14 protein-coding genes are annotated in these 17,166 nt (G+C 49.8%); 6 read left to right on the forward strand and 8 right to left on the reverse strand.

Features of this window, described 5'->3' with window-relative positions; all coding sequences use genetic code 11:
* Positions 1-8: 8 nt before the first annotated feature.
* From GA0116948_RS09525 to GA0116948_RS09545, 5 genes are all read right to left on the reverse strand, one after another.
* The gene (locus GA0116948_RS09525) at positions 9-749 is read right to left on the reverse strand and encodes a LytR/AlgR family response regulator transcription factor (RefSeq protein ID WP_089711456.1); all 741 of its coding nucleotides are present in this window, start codon (positions 747-749) and stop codon (positions 9-11) included.
* Positions 727-1,782, reverse strand: a complete 1,056-nt coding sequence (locus tag GA0116948_RS09530) for a sensor histidine kinase (protein ID WP_089711458.1) — start codon at positions 1,780-1,782, stop codon at positions 727-729. Before GA0116948_RS09530 ends, GA0116948_RS09525 begins: the two co-directional genes overlap by 23 nt.
* A gap of 16 nt (positions 1,783-1,798) precedes the next feature.
* A complete protein-coding gene (locus tag GA0116948_RS09535; protein WP_089711460.1) occupies positions 1,799-2,155 on the reverse strand; it encodes a DUF4288 domain-containing protein in 357 nt (118 codons plus the stop codon).
* A gap of 84 nt (positions 2,156-2,239) precedes the next feature.
* Positions 2,240-3,088, reverse strand: a complete 849-nt coding sequence (locus GA0116948_RS09540) for a LiaF transmembrane domain-containing protein (protein ID WP_089711462.1) — start codon at positions 3,086-3,088, stop codon at positions 2,240-2,242.
* Positions 3,089-3,211: 123 nt separating this feature from the next.
* Entirely contained in the window at positions 3,212-3,850 is a 639-nt protein-coding gene (locus GA0116948_RS09545) for an SGNH/GDSL hydrolase family protein (RefSeq protein ID WP_089711464.1), read from the reverse strand.
* Positions 3,851-4,030: 180 nt separating this feature from the next.
* On the opposite strand from GA0116948_RS09545, the gene icd reads away from it, so the two are divergent.
* The 3 genes from icd (at position 4,031) to GA0116948_RS09560 (ending at position 7,486) form a co-directional block, all read left to right on the forward strand.
* Positions 4,031-5,296: an NADP-dependent isocitrate dehydrogenase gene (icd, locus tag GA0116948_RS09550; RefSeq protein ID WP_089711769.1), complete on the forward strand. Its 1,266-nt coding sequence runs from the start codon at positions 4,031-4,033 to the stop codon at positions 5,294-5,296.
* Positions 5,297-5,516: 220 nt separating this feature from the next.
* Complete coding sequence (locus GA0116948_RS09555) at positions 5,517-6,746, forward strand: NADP-dependent isocitrate dehydrogenase (RefSeq protein ID WP_089711467.1); 1,230 nt, start codon at positions 5,517-5,519, stop codon at positions 6,744-6,746.
* A 338-nt stretch (positions 6,747-7,084) separates the two neighbouring features.
* The gene (locus GA0116948_RS09560) at positions 7,085-7,486 is read left to right on the forward strand and encodes a helix-turn-helix domain-containing protein (protein WP_089711469.1); all 402 of its coding nucleotides are present in this window, start codon (positions 7,085-7,087) and stop codon (positions 7,484-7,486) included.
* Positions 7,487-7,563: 77 nt separating this feature from the next.
* Here GA0116948_RS09560 and GA0116948_RS09565 read toward each other — a convergent pair whose 3' ends face one another.
* The 3 genes from GA0116948_RS09565 to GA0116948_RS09575 form a co-directional block, all read right to left on the reverse strand.
* On the reverse strand, positions 7,564-9,225 hold the full coding sequence (locus tag GA0116948_RS09565; protein ID WP_089711471.1) for a L,D-transpeptidase family protein: 1,662 nt from the start codon (positions 9,223-9,225) through the stop codon (positions 7,564-7,566).
* Between the two features lie 301 nt (positions 9,226-9,526).
* Positions 9,527-11,503 carry a putative porin gene (locus GA0116948_RS09570; protein ID WP_089711473.1) on the reverse strand — a complete coding sequence of 659 codons (1,977 nt, stop codon included), beginning with the start codon at positions 11,501-11,503 and terminating at the stop codon, positions 9,527-9,529.
* A 19-nt stretch (positions 11,504-11,522) separates the two neighbouring features.
* Entirely contained in the window at positions 11,523-12,350 is an 828-nt protein-coding gene (locus tag GA0116948_RS09575; RefSeq protein WP_089711475.1) for a purine-nucleoside phosphorylase, read from the reverse strand.
* 120 nt (positions 12,351-12,470) lie between these two features.
* Here GA0116948_RS09575 and sucC point away from each other — a divergent pair, with 120 nt between their 5' ends.
* The 3 genes from sucC to GA0116948_RS09590 all read left to right on the forward strand — a co-directional run bounded on the left by sucC (position 12,471) and on the right by GA0116948_RS09590 (position 17,087).
* Positions 12,471-13,685 carry an ADP-forming succinate--CoA ligase subunit beta gene (gene sucC / locus GA0116948_RS09580; RefSeq protein WP_089711477.1) on the forward strand — a complete coding sequence of 405 codons (1,215 nt, stop codon included), beginning with the start codon at positions 12,471-12,473 and terminating at the stop codon, positions 13,683-13,685.
* A gap of 243 nt (positions 13,686-13,928) precedes the next feature.
* Positions 13,929-15,047, forward strand: coding sequence for a DUF4407 domain-containing protein (locus GA0116948_RS09585; RefSeq protein ID WP_089711479.1), 1,119 nt, complete (start codon positions 13,929-13,931; stop codon positions 15,045-15,047).
* A gap of 135 nt (positions 15,048-15,182) precedes the next feature.
* Positions 15,183-17,087: a DUF4139 domain-containing protein gene (locus GA0116948_RS09590; protein ID WP_089711481.1), complete on the forward strand. Its 1,905-nt coding sequence runs from the start codon at positions 15,183-15,185 to the stop codon at positions 17,085-17,087.
* Positions 17,088-17,166 lie beyond the last annotated feature (79 nt).

Consider the following 17,166-nt stretch of genomic DNA (forward strand, 5'->3'; position numbering starts at 1 on the left):
AAAAACACCTACAATCCAAGCGCTGCTTTTAGTTTGGGGTATCCTGTTTTGCTTACCGGGATTTTGGCACCAGATTTTAGAATGGCAAGGTGATTTTCTTTTTCATACGGCTCTATGCGGGTTACCTGGTTTACATTCAGGATATAAGAACGGTGCACGCGGGCAAATTGCGCCATATCCAAAAGTTGCTCAAAGAAAGACATGGTTTTATTTTTCAGGAACGCGCCTTCTTCCGTCACCACCTTCACATAATCGTCTGCCGCTTCCAGGTAATATACATCCTGTACCGGGATGATCTTGATCTTTCCATTAAGCTTCACCACAATGCGGTTGCTTTGCAGGGGCGAGGTTCCCGCCACTGCTATTACCTGCGCGGTGGCCAGGTTGCGTACACTTTCGGATGTACCTATCCATTTTTGCAGGGCTTTGTCAAACCGTTCTTTAGAAAAGGGTTTCAGCAGGTAGTCTACCGCATTCACCTCGAACGCGCGGATGGCATGTTCCTCAAAGGCCGTGGTAAAGATTACAGACGGCAGGTGTTCCACCAGTTCCAGCATTTCAAAACCATTGATCTTGGGCATCTGTACATCCAAGAAAAGCAGGTCGGGCTGGTGTTGCTGTATGGCTTTCAAGCCCTCAAAGCCATCGCCACATTCCTGCAGCAAAGTAATTTGTGTATAGCTTGCCAGGTACTCCTTCACCACCGCCCGGGCCAGTGGTTCATCGTCAATGATGATCGCTTTTATCATAAGGTTGCGGTACTTTAATGAGTGTGGTAAATATATTGTTGGCAGCAGCTGTTTCCAGTAAGTCTTGCCGGGCAAATAGCAGGTACAAACGCCTGCGGATGGAGCTGAGCCCAAATCCAATACCCTTGTTCGGCTGTTGTTGCAACGAAGCGTCGTAGGGATTATTGACCTCAATGTACAGTATACCCTGCTCCCGCCATCCACGGATCGTGATCGTGATCGGATCTAGCGTATCGTATAGTCCGTATTTGATTGCATTTTCCACCACCGGTTGCAGCAGCATGGGCGGCACCAGCGAACTACAGGCAGCATCATCACAACTTACCAGTGTAGACAGCCGGTGGCCAAAGCGCACTTTTTCTATATCGAGATACAATTCCAGGTATTGCAGTTCATCTGGTAAGGGTATCCATTTTTCATCTTCCCGCTTCAGCGATCCCCGGAAAAAGTCGGATAGCTTTAGCACCATCTGCCTGGCCTCCTGCGGACGAAGCGCAATGAGGGCATTGATAGAGTTTAAACTGTTGAATAAAAAGTGTGGCTGCAATTGCTGGCGCAGTTTAAACAGCTCTGCATCGCGCGAGAGGTCTTCCAGTACTTTACGCCTTGCTTCCAGTTCGCGCTGGGCCTGGAGGTCGTACCAGAGCAGGCTGCGATTGCCCGCATTCGTAATTACCAGCCAGCCAATTACCATGCGCACGGGCAGGCTGTAATTAAGCCAGGTAAGATAGGAGGAAGCTTCCGGATACAACTTATTCATGAGCATTGCATAGGCGCAGCAGAATAATACTGTTAGCACACCGGCCACGAATTTTACATACAGGAATTTCTGTTTTTGCGGGCGGTAATATTTCAGGTTATACCGGATAGCCAGCGTAGCGCAGGATAACCAGGCCACAAACAGGCTTTCCCAGGTGGCCATGTAAGCAGGCATTTGAAACCATTTCCATACCACCAGGTAGTCTATGCTCATCACCAGCAGCAGGCCGGCAATAAAACTCCAGTTAATCGGTTTATCGGGCAGTAAGCGCAAGGGTCAGAAATTTATATCAGGAAGGAAGGAAGGCAAGCGGTGAGGGAGTATTCCACTGCGAAGATTTTGTGCGTAACCAGGCCAGGTAATCCGCTACATTGCCGGGTTCCTCTATTCTTGAATATAGTTCCATACCATCTTTCAACTCACTGATCGGGTAAATTTCGGGTACGTTAATAAATTTCCATTCTACTTTTTGATGTTGCTGGTTCTGGAAAGCATACTGGCCTTCCTCACCGATATCGTTGGCTTTTTTCCAGGCATCGGCTTTACTAGTGGCGCTAATAAGGCGCAGTTGTTCATCAAATTGTGGCGCGTGGTTTCCTTCGCCGCTAATGATCTGGTACACTACTTTTGCTACAAACCAATTCATACCGTTTGATTTAAAGTGTTGATTAAAGCCGCCCCCACGGCCCATGGCGGCAGGCGATGGAGGAAGCTTTTGAAGGATATCTTTTTAATAACTTTTAACTTCCAATCCGCCAAACAGGCAACTGCCACGGATAATAAGCACCTTCGACGGGTCGGGCGAAAGCAAGGAGGCCGGACGGGAATCTTCGGAACCACCAAACAGCGTAGTTTCATCCAGGCGCACCGTCCAGTTGCCCGGTACTATGATCTCTGCTCCTCCGCAGAATACGGTAACATGCAGTACAGCCGTACCGGAAAAATCTGCCTGCATTAAATTCACTTCCAGGCCACCAAACATGGCCGTTAAGTTACCTCCCTGAAAATGCTTGGACAATACAGTTTTCTGCGTTCCGCTGAAAATAGCCGAGCCATATACATAATCGTCGTCTGTGGTTTCATGATGCATATATCCTTCTTTCCGGAACTGTCCTGTTTCCTGAAAGTTTTCGGAATGTTGGAAGGGAGGCACGGGTGGTACTGGTGGTCGGAAGCTGCTATCCCAGCGGCGTCTCCGCTCCTCGCGGGCATCGCAATGACCGCCGTCGGGATGAAAGGAATTGCGGAGGTAAATAAGCACCCCTACAACAATGAGTACAACGGGCCAGATAAGCTCCTCCCGGATGGCGAAGAAGTCTGGCGCTATGTCACGAAACAAAAACACACTGCCTATACAGATCATGGCCAGCCAATTAATGCTGCGGAATTGCTGCCTAACACCCACGAGTATACCCACCAGTATCAGTAAACTAGGCCAGGAAAACACCCAGCGGGGAAGATCTAGATTCAGGTTGTGCAACAAGAGGAAAATACCTACTATTACCAATACCAGCCCGCCAACATGCCTGCCCCTTCCATCTCTCCTGCGTTCGTTATCTGCGACGTCTTGCTTTTCCATTGTGCTTAATTTGATGAAACAAAACTACAATGCCCCATTGGGTAAAGGAAGCTGATTTAGGCAAAAAAAAGCCGACTTCCGGTGAACTGCGGTAAATCGGCGGTGAAATATCCGGAAGCGTTTTTACCGGCGCAGCCACGGGGCGGCCAGTGCGGCCAGCGCCGCTGCCCATAAGCGGTATTCCTTACCCGAAGGGTGCAAGCCGTCTGCTACCAACAAACTGGCATCTGTAGCGGCCTTGCGGCTGCCCGGTGTAATATCGGTATAATGGGCGCCCAGGGTGGCCGTAATGCGCCGGTTGGCAGCATTATAAGCGTTGATCTCCGCGGTTATCTTTTCGGGGTTGCGACCCGCGCCAAATGGCGTTACCCCCCAGTCGGGAATGGAGAGCACTACCACGTGATCCTGCCTGCCGCCGGCGAAGGCGATGGCCTGTTCCAGTAACGCCTCAAATTCCGGTGCATAATTTTCTACCGTGCGTCCCCGGTATTGATTGTTTACCCCAATGAGTAAAGTAACCAGGCTAAAAGTATCCGTTATCTGCGCCGCGCGGATGGCATCAGCCAGTTCGTCGGTTGTCCAGCCGGTACGGGCAATGATGCGGGGCGGTGCCAGGGCAATGCCTTGCGCTTGCAAAAGAGCGGCAGTTTGCTCCGGAAAACGCTGGTCTTCGTTCACCATTTCTCCAATGGTATAACTGTCGCCCAGGGCCAGGTAGTTATGTACCGGAAAAACTTTTTCAGGTTGGTTGGTTGCTGACATTTGCTTAAAAAATGAAGTGGAAATAAAATACCGCTACAAATTAATAGTAATCTGTTCATTATACGTGCTACGTGGCATTAATAATTGTAACAGGATCAATTATGTGAAAACCTAAACCTGAAAAGGCCTACCTTTGCACCCGATTATTAACTATTTACGTAACGCATAAAGCAAATGTTTATGCCGGCAGAAAAAATCTCCATCAGCAACGGACAACTACAGGTACCTTCTCAACCCATTATTCCTTTTATCATTGGCGACGGCATTGGGCCAGACATCTGGAATGCCAGCGTGCGCGTTTTTGATGCGGCCGTAAAAAAGGCCTATGGCGAAGACAGGAAAATAGCATGGAAAGAAGTATTAGCAGGTGAAAAAGCCTTCCAGCAAACAGGCGAATGGATGCCAGCGGCTACCCTGGCCGATTTGAAGACCTACCTTGTTTCTATCAAAGGCCCTTTAACTACGCCCGTAGGTGGTGGCATTCGCTCCCTTAACGTGGCGATGCGCCAGGAACTGGATCTCTACGCCTGCGTACGGCCCGTGCGTTGGTTCGACCAGGTACCTTCCCCGGTAAAACATCCCGAACGTGTGAACATGGTGATCTTCCGGGAAAACACCGAAGATATCTATGCCGGTATCGAGTATATGGAAGGCACGCCGGAAGCCAAGAAACTGCTGCACTTCCTCCAAAACGAATTGGGCGTGAAGAAAATCCGCTTCCCGGAAACTTCCTCCCTGGGCATTAAACCCGTTTCTAAAGAAGGCACCGAACGCCTGGTGCGCGCCGCCCTGAAACACGCGGTAGCACACAAGCTGCCTTCTGTAACCATCGTGCACAAGGGCAACATCATGAAATTTACCGAAGGTGGTTTCAAAACCTGGGGGTATGCACTGGCAGAACGCGAGTTTGGCGATAAAGTGTACACCTGGGAACAATGGGAAAAAACCAAAGCCGCCAGTGGAGAAGATGCCGCTAAGAAAGAAATAGCCCAGGCCAAAGCCGAAGGCAAAATCATTGTGAACGACGTGATCGCTGATAACTTCTTACAGCAAATCCTGCTGGCCCCACAGGACTTCTCTGTAGTAGCTACGCTAAACCTGAACGGCGATTATATTTCCGATGCACTGGCAGCCGCCGTGGGCGGCATTGGTATTGCACCGGGTGGCAATATCAACTACCTCACCGGCCACGCCGTATTCGAGGCTACGCATGGCACCGCACCCCGCTTTGCCAATACCGATACGATGAACCCCTCTTCCGTTATCCTGAGCGGCGTCATGATGTTGGAATACCTGGGCTGGATAGAAGCGGCCAATCTTATTACCAAAGCACTCTCTACCGCCATTTCCAGCAAGCGCGTAACGGTAGACTTCTACAACCTCATGGACGACGCCACCCTGGTGAAGTGCAGCGAGTTTGCAGATGAGATCATTAAAAACCTCTAAGCCGGCTATATTTTCTTAATAAATCCCGGGATGCACACTGTATCCCGGGATTTTTTTTTGCCCCTTCTTCCCGCAGTGCTACCCCATGGAAACCCAAGAAACCCGCCATGTAAATTGTTATGGCAAATTCTATCCGGAGCTTTATATTTGAAGTTCTGAAGTACCACGTTATAAAACATTTGCCCTCCACGGGGCCGAAACCTAAAAACAATTCTCACCAATGGCTGAAAAAATTAAAGTAGCCCACCCCGTCGTAGAACTGGATGGGGACGAGATGACGCGTATCATCTGGAAATTCATCAAAGACAAATTAATTACGCCTTACCTGGACGTGGATATAAAATACTATGACCTGGGTATCGAATACCGCGATCAGACCAACGACCAGGTAACCATCGATGCGGCCCATGCCATTCGCCAGTACGGCGTAGGCATTAAATGCGCCACCATCACACCAGACGAAGCCCGCGTGAAGGAATTTAACCTGAAACAGATGTGGAAATCGCCCAATGGCACCATCCGTAACATCCTCGACGGCACAGTGTTCCGCGAGCCTATCGTAACCCGCAATGTACCCCGACTGGTACCCAACTGGACGGCGCCTATCTGTATTGGCCGCCATGCTTTTGGCGACCAATACCGCGCCACCGATTTTGTCACCAAAGGCAAAGGCAAACTAACGATCCGGTTTGAAGGCGATAATGGAGAAGTGATTGAACACGAAGTGTACAACTTTAAAGGCGATGGCGTGGCCCTAGCCATGTACAATACCGACGAATCCATCAAAGGCTTTGCCCGCGCCTGTTTTAACCAGGCCCTGATTAAAAAATGGCCCCTTTACCTCAGTACAAAAAATACCATCCTTAAAAAATACGATGGGCGTTTTAAAGACATTTTTGAAGAAATCTACCAGAACGAGTTTAAGACCTCCTTCCAGACAGCTGGCATTACCTACGAGCATCGCCTCATCGATGATATGGTGGCCAGCGCTTTAAAATGGCATGGAAATTTTGTATGGGCCTGCAAAAACTACGATGGCGATGTACAGTCAGACACCGTAGCACAAGGCTTTGGCTCCCTGGGGCTCATGACCTCCACCCTGGTAACGCCAGACGGTAAGGTAATGGAAGCGGAAGCCGCCCACGGCACCGTAACCCGCCACTACCGCGATCACCAGGCAGGCAAACCCACCTCTACCAACCCAATCGCTTCTATCTTCGCGTGGACCCGTGGCCTGGAGTTCCGGGGGCGGCTGGATAACAACCTACCGCTGATCAACTTTTGCCATTCCTTGGAGCAGGTATGCATTGAAACCGTAGAAAACGGAAAAATGACCAAAGACCTGGCCATCTGCATTCACGGTAATAAGGTAGAACATGGCCGTGATTACCTCTACACGGAAGAATTCCTGCAGGAATTGGATAACGCCCTGCAAGCTAAATTAAAATAAGCCCCCCTTCCTCATGCTACAAGGCCCCGGCTACCATAACCGGGGTCCTGTAATATGCCATGTCCCATCCGCACACCGGCTTACCTGCCATATACATTGTCTTATTCCGCCGCCGGAACTTTCCCAAAAAAAACACCTCAAAGTGATGGCAATAAAACTTATATTTATAGTAGCGCCGCTCCACTGCCAGGCCTATCCCCCAAAGCGTAGATTTCAGGTACCAATGACAGCAACTAATTTTTCATCAATAATCCGGGCTACATGATCTCAGTCCGACCGAAAAAATTAATGCACTTTACTCCGCTCCGGCTTATACAGACCGGAGTCAAAACAACGTTATGACTACCAGGGAAGCAACTCTCAAGGACAAAGCATACTGGCTTGCACAAATTCAATCACAGGTGCACCACCTTCTCGAACATTACCGCATAGAGCACCAGCTCACCAAAACGCAACTGGCGGCCAAACTCGGCGTATCTAAAGGGTATATTACCCAGATACTGAACGGCGAGTTCGATCACAAAGTGAGCAAACTGGTGGAACTGGCGCTGGCCTTCGACAAGGTGCCTTTCTTTGAATACATGGACACCAACGTGTATCTCGATAAGGTGGGTGATGCCTTTCCCGACAAGGCGGTGATCTATCACCTCCAAAGCCAGGCATCTCTACCGCACGCAGCAGACCAACCCACACCTTTTAACGAAGACAGCGATAAAGACAAAAATAAAAAAGCGGAATAAGCACATATTCACCAGCATTAAAAAAGCCTTACAGCATGCTGCAAGGCTTTTTTAATAATATAGCTGTGGGGATGTGCTTATTCGGTTTCCAGCCAGCGCCGGGCTATTTTGTCTTCCCCATAAATATCTTCATTAAAGCGCAGCTTTCCGTTTTCGCCCGCCTCCGCCGTAAAGTAGCGGAAATATACAGGGATGCGGTTTCTAAGATCCACCTGTTTACGTTCTCCCCTGGCCAACCATACTTTAATGCTATCTCTCAGGAAGGGGTGCGTACTATCGCTGCTCACCAGGTAGTTGGCAAGACTATCCCATTGCTGCACCCTCACACAACCATGGCTTAACGCACGGAAGGCGTTTTTAAACAATCCACGGTTATTGGTATCGTGCAGGTACACGCTGTATTTATTAAAGAAATTAAATTTCATTACCCCCAGCGAATTGTCCTCCCCATCCATCTGGCGCAGGGTGTAAGGGAAGTAGTGCTGGCCCATGCGGCTCCAATCTATCTTGGAAGGATCTACTTCCTGCCCGTCTTTGCCGATCACCTGGAGATTCTTTTTCGCCAGGTAATTGATATTGCGTTTTATGGCAGGGATCATTTCCTTCACGGTAATACTAAAAGGTACGCGCCAGTAGGGGTATAGCTGGAAATTGGTGAGCGTGGAGGTGAGTAGCGGGGAGCGCGTTTTGGGTGCCCCTACAATAATGCGCGATGCCAATGCTACCTCACCGTCTTCTACCACGTGCATCCAGAAGCCCGGCAGGTTCACGAAAATATAACGGTGGGGCAGGCTATCCGGCAGCTTGCGCCACCGGTCCAGGTTCACGGCCGCTTGCTCCATCCAGTCGCTGTAGGGGCGATTGAGGGCCTGTAAGGTTTTTTTGCCGGCTTTGCCATCGGCATACATATTAAACTCTTCCTGGAAGGCTTTTATGCCGGCCTGCAACTGTACCGTATCCTGGTCGCGGCTCAGCGTATCCATATGCCCTGTTTGTATAAGCCGCTGGCGAAGCTGGCTGCGAAAGGCCAGGGTATCGGTGATCGTCAGGGGCAGGGTGTCCCAGGAAAGTGTTTTATATTTTTCTTTGAAATTTTTCAGGGCATCCTTCAATTGCAAATAAGCTTCGTGGCCAGGTTGCACCTGGTCCAGTACTATTCCAATGCGGTGCGTTTCCAGCGCCTGGGAAAGCATTTGCACCAGTGCCGTATCAGTATACAGCGAATCTCGGCGCAGGGTAATACTGTCGCGGGGCGTTACCCCGAAATGCAAGCCGGAAACCATTTTCATAAAAGCATCGGTCAGCATCACATCTACCCGGCCCCAGAGCGCAGCGTCCATTTTGGCGCTGTCTGCATTGCGGCGCAGCTGGTCCACGGCTTGGCGCAAAATTTTATAATGGAAACGGTCCGGCAGCAGGCCCACCTCGTCAGCATTAACAATCCGGTTATACATCGTGTCAAACATGGGCAGGGCTATGCCTTTGGCAGACCACTGCGGGGCATTGGCATGTTGCTGATAAAATTCCTGGATGGCAGAAAGACGGAAGGCAGTAAGGCTGTCTTCCATTTTACCGTTGTTATCGGCCAGGTAGCTCAAACGCTCCTGGATATTTGCAGGTACCGCAGTACCTAATTCTACCACATTTTTGACAATCTCTTTTTGCTTGGGCGCGCGGGTTTTGCAGGCCGTTGCACCAATAACCAGGCATAACAAGCTATAGGTAAATTTATATTTCATGCTGTAAAATTCAGTGGTGCGCGGAAGGGAGAAGCCAACATATGCATGGACCGCGAAAAACTGTTAGGCAAACAGTACGCCACCTGCGCTGCGTTTTTGGTGTAAAGGTTTGGTTTTATTTACAACAATTTTTTTTCACAAATAAAGACTGTACAAATCTCAGCACGGTTACAATCGCTTTCATCTTCAATTATTTTAATAAGGACCTCTCTGCAAGATACTACTTTGCGATAAATCCGGATACGATTAAACAGACCGTTTTTTACATCCGGTGATACACAAGGGGCCGCCAGACCGGGCATTAATTTACGAATGCCCAGCGCAGTCCTACCCGCAGCAGGAAGTTAGGATAGGCGTAACTGGGTGCTGCGTAATTGTTTTTGGCAAAAAAGCTGTTAAGGTTTTCGCCCCGGATATAAGCCCAGAACGATTTAATCCGGAAGTTTACGAAAGCATCAAATTCAGGACTGTTCATGCTGATCTTCTGGCTATCCTGGGGCACAAACATGCCAAAAATGTTGGAATAAGTATCGGCGAAATAAGGCGTATTGTACTTTACTTCTATGCCGGTTACTAGGTTCAGGTTCAGGTACAGCGTCCGTTCAAAGGTAAAGCGCTGCCGCGTCCACCCGGCAGGCACGTGAAAAGGCGTATTGCCCTGGAACTGCTGGAAAGCATAGTCCATGTACCAGTTCAGGTGCTTGCGGATAACGATTTGCTTGGTGAACATTACCTGCAACAGATTAAACAGCGGTGCCTGTGCCGGGTGGTAAAAATCTTTCAGGTAGGTGTAATTATTAAAGATGTAGTAATTGGCAGATAGGTTGTACATCAGGCGGGGGTTGTCTGCCACGAAACTAAACTGGGAATAATTTTGCTTGTTCAGGCCATAGTTATACCAGGTGTTGCGGGTGTTCTGGAAATAGCGGAAGGCATAACCAGGTTCACTGTTCACGTTGCGGAATGCCAGCTTCACATTACCCAGGGTGCGGCTCAGGTAGCGGCTCAGGCTAGCGGTAAGGCTATAATCACCGGTATTAACACCTGCGGTATAAAAATCGCCTTTTGCCTGGAAGTCCCACAGGTGGTTGCGGGTTAGGTTGCGGTATTCCCCATGTAGCATCACGTTATTAAAATTTACCGCCACATCCGGGAAACTGCCCTTGATGGTTTCGAAAGTAGCCCCTATTTTGATAAACTGCGCCTGGCTACCGCGCAACGGAAACTGCACCACACTCAGATCGTTGGATAAAATAGTCCATTTATGCAGGGCCTCCAGTTGCTTATTGGTAAAAACAGGTGCAAAGTCGTAATGCTGGCTGTAATAACTGATAGCCGAATCGGGCTGTATGTCCAGGTATTCGTAGGTGTTGCTACTGTAACTCAGCGTGTGTTGCACACGGAACTTGGGGTCAAACTGGTAATAATCCGTACTATCGTTAATCTCTATGGAATCGCCCTTGCCCCAGTCGTACCCATGGGAAAACAGGATACCACTTTGTTTGTAAGCCGTTTTCACGTTCATACTGCTGCTGCCAAATAGGGTGGCGCTCTCGGTAGCCGGGCCACCTACATTTACCGGGATGGTAAGGCGGTCTTTAAAACGGGAATTGGTCAGGAAGGTATCGCTGCGGATACCGCCGTTCTCGCCGCTGTTTATTTTATTACTATACCAGCTTACTTCTGTGTGATACCGTTTGTTTTTACTCAGGGTGCGCACCGTAACCCGCAGCAGGTTATGATTAGAGCTTTGATTCTGGTAATAGCCGGGCGAGTTTACCTTGCGGTATTCGAACGAGAAGTTAATCCGCTCTCCGCGATTCTGCGTATGCATGGCGTCTATAATCTGCTCCTGCTTGGAGCCTACCAGGTATTGCAGTTCCGTGTAAGGGCGGGTGGTAAAATAAAAGCGGGCGTTATCGTGGTTAAACTCGTAAATGTCGTAGCTATGAAAGCCGGCGTCGAAACCATCCTGCATGCGGGGGGTAAAGAACAGCGACTGGGCGGCATTCCCGTTATTGCCCAGCGTGTGGTAATACGCGGGTATTTGCAGGTACTTCGAAAAATCATTGGCCGCAGAATCGATGGTGTGCGGTGTGGGGTCGCCCAGGAAATAATACTTGAGCGTAAGGGTGTCAGGGGGAAGGGAGTGTTGGGAAGTATCCGGTTTGGTGCCACTGCTGCCTCCCATACCACTAAACCGACCAGTATTGATCTGCGCTATCCCGGAAAGTGCGGAACATATCAGTAAACAGCCTATCAAACATATTTTCCTCATGCTGCGGATTCAGTAAAAATTACAATTGTTGGATCAATTCCCGGAATATCAATGTCAGCTTTGGTTCCGCAGCCTTTGCGGCGGCCAGTACTTCCTCGTGTGATACTTTATTTTCATGCCCTTCCGGCACAATGCCAAGGTCGGTGATTACGCTCATGGCAAACACTTTCATGCCGCCATGGATGGCTACGATCACTTCAGGTACAGTACTCATGCCTACGGCGTCTCCTCCTATGCGGTGCATATAACGGTATTCGGCGCGGGTTTCGAAGGTAGGCCCTTGCACCCCCACATAAACGCCTTTATGCACTGAAATATGATGAGCGGCAGCCACCTGCTCCGCTTTTTTAACGAGTTGTTGGGAATAGGCTTCGCTCATGTCGGGAAAACGGGGGCCCAGTTCCGGGATGTTCTTCCCATGCAGCGGGTGTTCTGGCTGTAAATTAATATGATCGGTGATGATCATCAGGTCTCCCACCGAAAAGGCTTCGTTCATCCCCCCAGCCGCATTGCTGAGCAGCAGCGTGTCTACGCCCAGTGCCTTCATTACCCGCACCGGAAAGGTAACCTGCTGCATGGTGTAGCCTTCATAATAATGGTAGCGGCCTGCCATGGCTATCACATAATGGCCTCCCAGGGTTCCCAGTATGAGGGTACCGGAATGGCCCTCCACGGTGGAAGGCGGGAAATGAGGTATCTGTTCATAAGGTATCTCCTGCCGGTCTTCCATATCACCCACCAGGTTGCCCAACCCACTACCCAGGATGATGCCCGCCCGGGGAACCGCTTTCAGAAATGGCCGTAAAAAATTGCTGGCTGCCCGTATCTGGCTTAAAAGATCACTCATCTGGTGCTGTTGATATGCGTGTATTATATTGGGTAAAGCTGGCCGGCATTTTTACCGCCCCGCGCAAAGTTATTTTTTAATAAGGCAATATGCGCTAAATTAGCGCCAAATTTTATTCCGATGAACTTACACGAGTACCAGGCCAAAGAACTATTGAAAAAATATAATGTACCGGTGCAGGAAGGAATTCCGGTAGACACGCCAGAACTAGCGGCAGAAGCTTACAAGAACCTGAAAGTACAATATGGTAACGAGTTTGCAGTGGTGAAAGCGCAGATCCATGCCGGGGGCCGTGGTAAAGGTAAGATCATTGGTAAAGAACAACGCGGCGTAGCCGTAGGTAAGAATGCAGAAGATATTAAAACCATTGCCGGCAATCTGCTGGGTGGCACCCTGGTAACTATCCAGACCGGCCCCGCCGGCAAGCTGGTAAATAAAGTACTGGTGGCCCAGGACGTTTATTATCCCGGCCCCAACCCCGTAAAAGAATATTACCTCTCCATCCTGCTAGACCGCGCCAAAGGACAGAACGTTATCATGTACTCTACCGAAGGCGGTATGGATATCGAAGAGGTAGCACATAATACCCCCGACAAAATTTTTAAAGAGTGGGTACATCCCTCCGGCGGCTTGCAGCCCTTCCAGGCACGCAAGATTGCCTTTAACCTGGGCGTAACGGGCAATGCCTTTAAGAACCTGGTGAAATTTGTGACCAATCTTTACAATGCCTATGTGGGTGTGGATGCCAGTATGCTGGAAATCAACCCGCTGTTTAAAACCAGCGACGACAAGATCGTAGCAGTAGATTGTAAGATGAATATTGATGACAACGCTATCATGCGCCACCCCGACCTGGAAGCGCTGCGCGATATCACCGAAGAAGACCCCACCGAAGTAGAAGCTGGTAAATACAACCTGAACTTCGTGAAACTAGACGGCAACGTAGGTTGTATGGTGAACGGTGCTGGCCTGGCCATGGCCACCATGGACATGATTAAACTGAGCGGTGGCGAACCCGCCAACTTCCTGGACGTAGGCGGTACTGCCAATGCCCAGACCGTAGAAGCCGGTTTCCGCATCATCCTCCGCGATCCGAAGGTGAAAGCTATTCTGATCAATATCTTTGGCGGCATTGTTCGCTGCGACCGGGTAGCACAGGGTGTTATCGACGCTTACCAGAGCATTGGCAATATCACCGTACCTATCATCGTACGCTTACAAGGCACCAACGCCGCCGAAGCAAAGGAACTGATCGAAAAAAGTGGCCTGAAAGTTCAATCCGCCATCCTGCTCAGTGAAGCGGCGGAACTGGTGGGCAAAGCCGTAAACGCTTAATTTTTTAAATTATCATAGCCCAACGGCCACACCTTATCGTGCGGCCGTTTTTTTATATCCCCTCAGCCAATTATCCCTGTTCATCCCACAGAAAGGCAGCGTTGGCCCCGCCAACCAGGTGGTTCAACATTTAGTAACCACCCACTCTCACAATTTTCTTACCTTCATAGTCCTTCCTTATCTACCCAGACTTGTGCTGAAAACAGCACCCGTATATTTATTCTCTGTTATATCCATACAAGTATGCAACGCATCCGCCAATTCTTTTTGTTTTGCTCCGGGGCTCATCCCTCCATGCTCCGGCGTGCACCGGCCGACACCAATAAATACGGGGGCATTGGGGGGACTATTTTTTTCACCGGCCTGCTGGCCGCCCTCTCTGCTGGCTACGCGCTATGGACGGTGTTTGAACAAGCCTGGTCCGCCATTCTGTTTGGCGCCATCTGGGGACTCATGATCTTTAACCTGGATCGCTACATCGTATCGGGCATGAAAAAACGCGCACGCTTCGGACAGGAACTTCTGCTGGCATTACCGCGTATCATCCTGGCTGTACTTATTGCCGTGGTCATCTCCAAACCGCTGGAGCTGAAAATCTTTGAAAAAGAGATACACGCCGAATTACTGAGCATGGAGCAGCAGGTGTACAAACAGCAGGAAGACCTGGTAAAAGCCCGTTACGCCGCCCGCAGTGCAGAACTGCGCCACGATATAGACACCCTGCAAGGTGCCATCACCACCCAGGCCGCCCGCCGCGATGGCCTTATGCTGCTGGCCCAGCAGGAAGCAGATGGCACCGGCGGCTCCCGGGTAAAAAACCTGGGCCCCATTTACAAAGCAAAAAAAACCGATGCCGACAAAGCCTCCGCCGACCTGCAGCACCTGGATAGTGCCAACACCGCGCAAATACGCGATAAACAACACCAACTGGCCGCCATTGATTCTTCTATGAAGGCAGACATAATGGCCATGGGCCGCGGACGCTTGGATGGCCTGGCCTCCCGCCTGGACGCCCTGGGTCATATCACCGAAAGAAGCACACCCATCCGCTGGGCCAACGGGTTTATTATGCTGTTATTCATTGCCCTGGAAACCGCTCCCGTGTTCGTAAAACTCATTTCCCTGCGCGGCCCTTACGACGATTTGCTGGAACAACATGAGTTTAATTACGAAATGGAACGCAAAGACCGCATGGCCCACCGCCGCCAGCAATCCGAAGAAAGAAAAGACATCCGTGAGCAAACCCGCGCACAACGCGTGCAAGCCGCCATCGACAAAGAACATATGCGCCAGCAAGCCAACCTTGATGTAGAAAAAGCGAAAACGGAACATTGGCAGGCTTCGGAAATTGAGAAATTGTAATTCAACTTTATAGTTATATCACTGCGAAACTGCACGCCTTTAACCTGCCTGCACTTCGCAGTTTTTTTTGTTCCCGGAAAAATCGTTTTATGGAATTGGCAATGTCGTTAGCATCCTATACGCAAATTCATAGTTATGAGCCATCTATTATTAGCCGCCTTATGCCTGGCCCATGGTGCCATGGCAGAACCTAAAAAGCCCTCCCCCTCTACCATTCAGCAGGTTACCGTATTTATAAAGGGCGCTCAGGTAACCCGCACCGCCACGGTGGCCCTCCTGCCTGGTGCCAACACCATCACCTTCAACGGCCTTTCCCCGGACATCGATGAAAAAAGCATACAGGTACAGGGCGATGGCGCGTTTACCATTCTATCTGTTGCATCACAAAAAAATTTTTTACAGGAACAAGTGCAACGCACAGAAATCACCACCCTGGAAAATCAACGCGATGAGCTGAACGATAAACTGAAACACGAAAAAAATTTATTGCACGTCTATGCGGAAGAAGCCACTATGATGAGCAAAAACCAAAGCATTGGTGGCACTAACAACGGTGTTAAAACCGCCGAACTCAAAGAAGCTATGGACTTTCAGCGGGCCAGGCTGTCTGAGATCGCAGACAAACAGCAGTTGATCGAAAAAAACATTGCCTCCATGGAAAATAGCGTGGATAACATCAACCTTCAATTAGTCGCACTGCAACAGGTAAAGAAAAATCCCACCAGCGATATCCTGGTAACGGTCAACAGTAAGAACGCCCTTACTGCAAAATTCACCATCCGTTACGTGGTGGAGCATGCCGGTTGGTATCCTAATTACGACATCCGTGTTCAAAGCATTACCAACCCTCTCACCCTGCAATACAAAGCCCGCGTATTCCAGCAATGCGGGGAAGAATGGAAGAACGTAAAACTTAGCCTGAGCACCGGCAATCCTAAAGAGCGCACCGATAAGCCTACGCTCAGCCCTTGGTATATTTACACCTACAACAGCCCCTCGCAAATGCAGTACCAGCAAGCCATTCAGCAGGCCGCCCGCGCCCATGAGGTCAGGGGCCGCGTGCTGGACGAGCAGGGCTCTCCCCTGGCCGGCGTGAGCGTACAGGTGTCAGATCGTACCATTGGCACCGTTTCCGGAGCCGATGGTAGTTTTTCCCTGCAAATGCCGGACGGCCCGCAGCGGCTGCGCTTTAGCTATATAGGGTATGAACCGGAAGAAATAAATGCTAATGGTGCCGATTTTAAAAGCATTCAACTGCGTTCTACCAAAGAGACCCTCGATGATGTAGTAGTGGTAGGTTATGGAAGGCAGGCTAAAAAAAGTATCACAAGCACGCTGCAAGGGAAAGAAGCCGGCGTCACCATTCGTGGCATAAGTACACTGAATGCAGCCCCGGCTACCATTCCCATCGCCATTACGCAAACTTTTAGCTCCACCACCTTCACTTACGATATAGAACTGCCCTACACCATCGCCAGCGATGGCAAGCCATATACCGTAGATATTAAAGAATTGCAGGTACCCGCCAACTTCCAGTATTACACCGCACCCCGGCTGGACAAAGCCGCTTATCTTACCGCCAGCATCATCAATTGGGAAGAATTAAACCTGCTGGAAGGTGAAGCCAGTATATTTTTTGAAGGCACCTACCTGGGCCGCTCCCTGCTAGACCTGCAAAGCGCCGGCGATACGCTAAACCTCTCGCTGGGCGTGGATAAACAGGTGGTAGTAAATCGTGTGTTACAAAAAGAATACAGCAAAAAACAGTTTCTTGCCAACAATAACACCGCCGAACGTGCCTACGAACTGCGGGTAAAAAACAATAAAGGTGTACCCATTCACATCACCGTGCAGGACCAGGTGCCGCTGTCGTCTGCCAAAGATGTAGAGATCAGCCACGTATCGTTTAGCGGCGCCACAGAAACGCCCAACACAGGCCAGGTGAATTGGGACCTGAACCTGGAACCGTCGGCTGAAAAGAAAATGAATTTAAAATATACCGTGAAATACCCACGCGACCGATATGTAAACCTGGAGTAATGTATTATATCTATGCATAAAAAAAACCAACCTGCAGTACGCCGGTTGGTTTTTTTTATGCATGCCATGCTTCTATAAT

The organism is Chitinophaga costaii (genome assembly GCF_900094705.1).
GTDB lineage: Bacteria > Bacteroidota > Bacteroidia > Chitinophagales > Chitinophagaceae > Chitinophaga > Chitinophaga costaii.

Bases quoted from the DNA above. Each gene is read 5' to 3' on its own strand.
- GA0116948_RS09525 (WP_089711456.1), bottom strand. From the start codon at position 749: ATGATAAAAGCGATCATCATTGACGATGAACCACTGGCCCGGGCGGTG.
- GA0116948_RS09535 (WP_089711460.1), bottom strand. From the start codon at position 2,155: ATGAATTGGTTTGTAGCAAAAGTAGTGTACCAGATCATTAGCGGCGAA.
- GA0116948_RS09540 (WP_089711462.1), bottom strand. From the start codon at position 3,088: ATGGAAAAGCAAGACGTCGCAGATAACGAACGCAGGAGAGATGGAAGG.
- GA0116948_RS09545 (WP_089711464.1), bottom strand. From the start codon at position 3,850: ATGTCAGCAACCAACCAACCTGAAAAAGTTTTTCCGGTACATAACTAC.
- icd (WP_089711769.1), top strand. From the start codon at position 4,031: ATGCCGGCAGAAAAAATCTCCATCAGCAACGGACAACTACAGGTACCT.
- GA0116948_RS09555 (WP_089711467.1), top strand. From the start codon at position 5,517: ATGGCTGAAAAAATTAAAGTAGCCCACCCCGTCGTAGAACTGGATGGG.
- GA0116948_RS09560 (WP_089711469.1), top strand. From the start codon at position 7,085: ATGACTACCAGGGAAGCAACTCTCAAGGACAAAGCATACTGGCTTGCA.
- GA0116948_RS09565 (WP_089711471.1), bottom strand. From the start codon at position 9,225: ATGAAATATAAATTTACCTATAGCTTGTTATGCCTGGTTATTGGTGCA.
- GA0116948_RS09570 (WP_089711473.1), bottom strand. From the start codon at position 11,503: ATGAGGAAAATATGTTTGATAGGCTGTTTACTGATATGTTCCGCACTT.
- GA0116948_RS09575 (WP_089711475.1), bottom strand. From the start codon at position 12,350: ATGAGTGATCTTTTAAGCCAGATACGGGCAGCCAGCAATTTTTTACGG.
- sucC (WP_089711477.1), top strand. From the start codon at position 12,471: ATGAACTTACACGAGTACCAGGCCAAAGAACTATTGAAAAAATATAAT.
- GA0116948_RS09585 (WP_089711479.1), top strand. From the start codon at position 13,929: ATGCAACGCATCCGCCAATTCTTTTTGTTTTGCTCCGGGGCTCATCCC.
- GA0116948_RS09590 (WP_089711481.1), top strand. From the start codon at position 15,183: ATGAGCCATCTATTATTAGCCGCCTTATGCCTGGCCCATGGTGCCATG.